This is a genomic window from bacterium (assembly GCA_040755795.1).
GTDB lineage: Bacteria > UBA9089 > CG2-30-40-21 > CG2-30-40-21 > SBAY01 > JBFLXS01.
In genome coordinates this window covers 1-3,974 of sequence record JBFLXS010000384.1, presented here as the reverse complement: position 1 = coordinate 3,974, position 3,974 = coordinate 1, and the positions used below count along the sequence as shown (strand labels likewise).

General features: G+C 37.0%; 4 protein-coding genes. All 4 read left to right on the top strand.

Annotated elements, in window-relative coordinates:
- The first annotated feature begins 22 nt into the window (after window positions 1-22).
- The 4 genes from AB1414_17065 to AB1414_17050 all read left to right on the top strand — a co-directional run bounded on the left by AB1414_17065 (window position 23) and on the right by AB1414_17050 (window position 3,843).
- Window positions 23-166, top strand: a complete 144-nt coding sequence (locus AB1414_17065; GenBank protein ID MEW6609125.1) for a hypothetical protein — start codon at window positions 23-25, stop codon at window positions 164-166.
- A gap of 115 nt (window positions 167-281) precedes the next feature.
- The gene (nusA, locus tag AB1414_17060; GenBank protein ID MEW6609124.1) at window positions 282-1,559 is read left to right on the top strand and encodes a transcription termination factor NusA; all 1,278 of its coding nucleotides are present in this window, start codon (window positions 282-284) and stop codon (window positions 1,557-1,559) included.
- A 54-nt stretch (window positions 1,560-1,613) separates the two neighbouring features.
- A complete protein-coding gene (gene infB / locus AB1414_17055; GenBank protein ID MEW6609123.1) occupies window positions 1,614-3,521 on the top strand; it encodes a translation initiation factor IF-2 in 1,908 nt (635 codons plus the stop codon).
- A 37-nt stretch (window positions 3,522-3,558) separates the two neighbouring features.
- Window positions 3,559-3,843 (top strand): DUF503 domain-containing protein, encoded by a 285-nt coding sequence (locus tag AB1414_17050; GenBank protein MEW6609122.1) that lies wholly within the window; start codon window positions 3,559-3,561, stop codon window positions 3,841-3,843.
- The last annotated feature ends 131 nt before the right edge of the window (window positions 3,844-3,974 follow it).

The following is a 3,974-nucleotide window of genomic DNA, read 5'->3' as shown; positions in this document are numbered from 1 at the left end:
TAATCAATGTAAAATAACGACATTGGCAAAATATCAAGGGAGAAGGAATTTTAAAGGGAAATTACTTGGTTTTGAAGATGAGAAAGTTATCATTGCAGTAGATAATGAGATTTTTAAAATACCGTATTCAGAAATTGCAAAGGCAAATCTTGTGCCGCAGATGTAAGTCATAAGTCGTAAGTCATAAGTCGTAAGTCATAAGTCGTAGGTCGTAAGTCGTAAGTCGTAAGACATAGGACATAAGACATACGACATACGACATATTTAAGGAGGAATTTCAAGTGAAAGCTGAATTACAGGAGGCATTGGTCCAACTTGAAAGAGATAAAGGGATTAAGAAAGAAGTATTAATTCAGGCGATGAAAGATGCTCTGCTATCCGCTTATAAAAAAAACTTTGGCATAAGCACGAACATAGAGATTGAATTTGATAATAAAAAAGGATTTTATATCATCGCCAAAAAGGAAGTGGTTGAGGCGGTCAAAAACCCATTTACTCAAATCTCTTTGTTAGCGGCAAAAAAAATAAATCCAGAGGCTAATATTGGTGATAAAATAGCGGAAGAATCTTTACCTGATGGTTTTGGAAGAATAGCCGCTCAAGCGGCTAAACAGGTGATTACACAAAGAATCAAAGAAGCGGAAAGAGGCCTGCTTTATGAAGAGTTCAAGGCACGGGTAGGTGAAGTAGTTACCGGTATAGTTCAACGCGCCGAAAAAAGATATAATGTTTTTGTTCAATTGGGCAAAATAGAAGCTATTCTACCACCAAGAGAACAGTTACCAAAAGAAAGATATAGAGTCGGCGACCGAATAAAATGCTATATCCTTGAGACAAAAATGGGCAATAAAGGGCCACAGGTTATTCTGTCTCGAACATATCCGGATTTGGTAAAAAAGCTATTTGAAATGGAAGTTCCAGAGATATATGAGCATATTATAAATGTAGTCTCAGTCGCCCGAGACCCCGGATATCGAAGTAAAATTGCCGTTGGGTCAACAGATTCTAAAGTGGATGCGGTTGGTTCTTGTGTTGGAATGAAAGGAATGCGTGTTCAAGCAGTCATTAAAGAGTTAAAAGGCGAAAAGATAGATGTAGTTGGACATTCTCAAGACCCGGCAATATTTATTAAAAATTCACTCTCTCCAGCTAAAGTTAATGAAGTGATTATCGAGGAGAAAACAAAGGCTTCCATAGCCATTGTTCCGGATGAACAACTCTCTTTAGCTATTGGAAAAGAAGGTCAGAATGTCAGATTAGCCGCTAAATTGACAGGCTGGAAGATTGATATTAAAAGTCAATCCCAGATAGATAAAGAAAGAGAAGGAGAACTACGCCAAAAAGCAAAAGAAGAGTTGTTTAAAAAGGAAGAAAAGAAAATTAGCAATATCAGAGATTTACCTGGCGTTGGTCCCAAGTTAGAGGAGAAACTGAAAGAATCTGGATTTAACACAATAGAAGATATTGCCAGAGCAACAATAGAACAATTAACTGCTGTCTCTAATCTTGGCAAAGTTAAAGCACAGAAGATACTGGAAATAGTTAAGGGAATGAACTGATTTTGGATTTTTTGTATCTTCGTCCCTTTGTGGCAAACATTTTCAATAGGAAGTATGGTGAAAAGAATGCGTGTTTATGAGATTGCTCACAAATTAAATATGGATAATAAAGCCCTGGTTCGTGAATTGAAGGAACTGGGGATAGCAATTAAAAGTGCCTTAAGTAGCCTTGATACAGAAACTGCACAAAAGGTAATGGAACTTTTTGCTAAATCGGTGAAAAAGGAAAAAACAAAAATTATACTTCCTTCTTCATCCCGGGTAAGTGATTTATCTAAAGCCATAGGTATAAAATCTGCAGAATTAATAAAATCACTATTTGCAAAGGGGATAAAGGCACCAATTAATCAGCAAGTAACACCAGAAATAATAGCCCAGTGTAATTTAATTTATCATCTCGATATTGAGATTGCGACTCAAAAAGAAGAGATAGCTCGGGAGCGTGAGGATGAATCATTATTACAACATCGTGCACCCGTAGTAACGATTATGGGACATGTAGACCATGGTAAGACTAAACTTTTAGATGCTATTCGTCAAACAGATGTGGCGGCAAAGGAGGCTGGTGGCATTACACAACATATTGGTGCCTATAAAGTAAATGTAAATGGGGGTAATGTAGTATTTTTAGATACCCCGGGTCATGAAGCATTTACATCGATGCGAGCCAGAGGGGCTCAAGTTACAGATGTGGTCGTATTAGTCGTCGCGGCTGATGATGGTCTTATGCCTCAAACTATTGAAGCAATAGACCATGCTAAAGCGGCAAATGTGCCAATAGTAATTGCTATTAACAAAATCGATCTGCCAGGTGTGAATATAGAAAGAGTGTATAAACAACTTGGTGATTATGGGCTTGTCGCGGAGAAATGGGGTGGCAAAACTATCTTTACTGAAATCTCGGCAAAACAAAAAATAGGACTTGACCATTTGTTAGAAATGTTACTTTTAGAATCAGAAATGTTAGAATTAAAGGCTAATCCAAATCGAGAGGCACAAGGAACAATAATTGAATCAAGACTGGATAAAGGCAGAGGCCCTGTGGCAACTGTTTTGGTGCAAAAAGGAACATTAAAAAAGGGTGATGCCTTTGTTTCTGGCACCTCTTATGGACGAGTGAGGGCAATGTTTAACGATAAAGGTGAAAAAATTAACTCAGCAGGACCATCAACACCAGTTGAAGTTCTTGGGTTTTCTAAAATATGTTGTGCCGGTGACCCCTTCCGTGTAGTTGAAGATGAAAAAAAGGCAAAGCAAATATGCCTGAAGTTACAAGAGGAAGAAAAAAAACTAATGCCTCATCGAATTACATTAGATGAACTCTATTCTCAAATAAAAGAAGGAAAACTCAAGGAACTAAATCTCGTTATCAAGGCAGATGTCGCCGGGTCTGTTGAAGCGTTAAGACATTCATTTGAAAAAATAAAGAGTAAAGAGGTCAAAACCAGAATAATACATGCCAGTATAGGCGAAGTAAATGAATCTGATGTGATGTTAGCCGCGGCTTCAAACGCAATCATTATTAGCTTCCACCTCCCTCTAAGAGGAGAAATAAAAAATCTGGCTCAAAAACAGGGCGTAGATTTACGCTCTTATAATATTATCTACGATGTCATCAACGAAGTCAAAAAGGCATTAGAAGGACTTTTGGAACCCAAGTATAAAGAGATACTTTTAGGTGTAGCCGAGATAAAAGAGATATTCAAAGCCTCTAAAATTGGCTCAGCCTGCGGCTGTTATGTCAAGGAAGGGAAAATAGTTAAGAATAAAAATGCCCGTGTAATTAGAAATGGAAAGCCTATTCTCGAAACGAATATAATCTCTTTACGAAGATTTAAAGATGATGTAAGTGAGGTTGTGGCTGGGGTTGAGTGTGGTATTGGATTAGAAAAGATGGCTGATGTCCAGATCGGAGATACTATTGAGGTTTTCACTCAGGAAAAAATTATACAAAAACTATGAGAAGTGAAGAATTTTACTCTTCACTTTTTTTATTATTATGATTATTGGCAGTTGTAAAATCACCATACATATTCCAAATAGCCAATCTTTAAAATATAAACGGTATGTCTTGAAAGGACTTATCGACCGGGTAAAAAACAGATTTAATGTGTCTATTGCGGAGATAGACTCATTGGATTTGTGGCGAAAGGCAACATTAGGGATAGTGTGTGTCAATACGGGCTGTCGTCATGCGAATGAAACTTTGGCTAAGGTGGTTAATTTAATTGAAAAGAACCTGAGTGAAGGATATATTATTGATTATGAGATAGAGATTCTATAACTCAATGTTCAAGTTTTTTAAAGGTATAAAGATTTAACCGCAAAGAGCGCAAAGGAAGATTTCGCAAAGGACGCAAAGGAAGGGAATAGGTCTATTTAACTTATTTAAAATTGTCAAATTGTAAATTAGGA

What these genes read in the sequence shown, in the direction of transcription:
- AB1414_17050 (MEW6609122.1), top strand. Translation starts at nt 3,559, where the DNA reads ATGATTATTGGCAGTTGTAAAATCACCATACATATTCCAAATAGCCAA.
- infB (MEW6609123.1), top strand. Translation starts at nt 1,614, where the DNA reads ATGGTGAAAAGAATGCGTGTTTATGAGATTGCTCACAAATTAAATATG.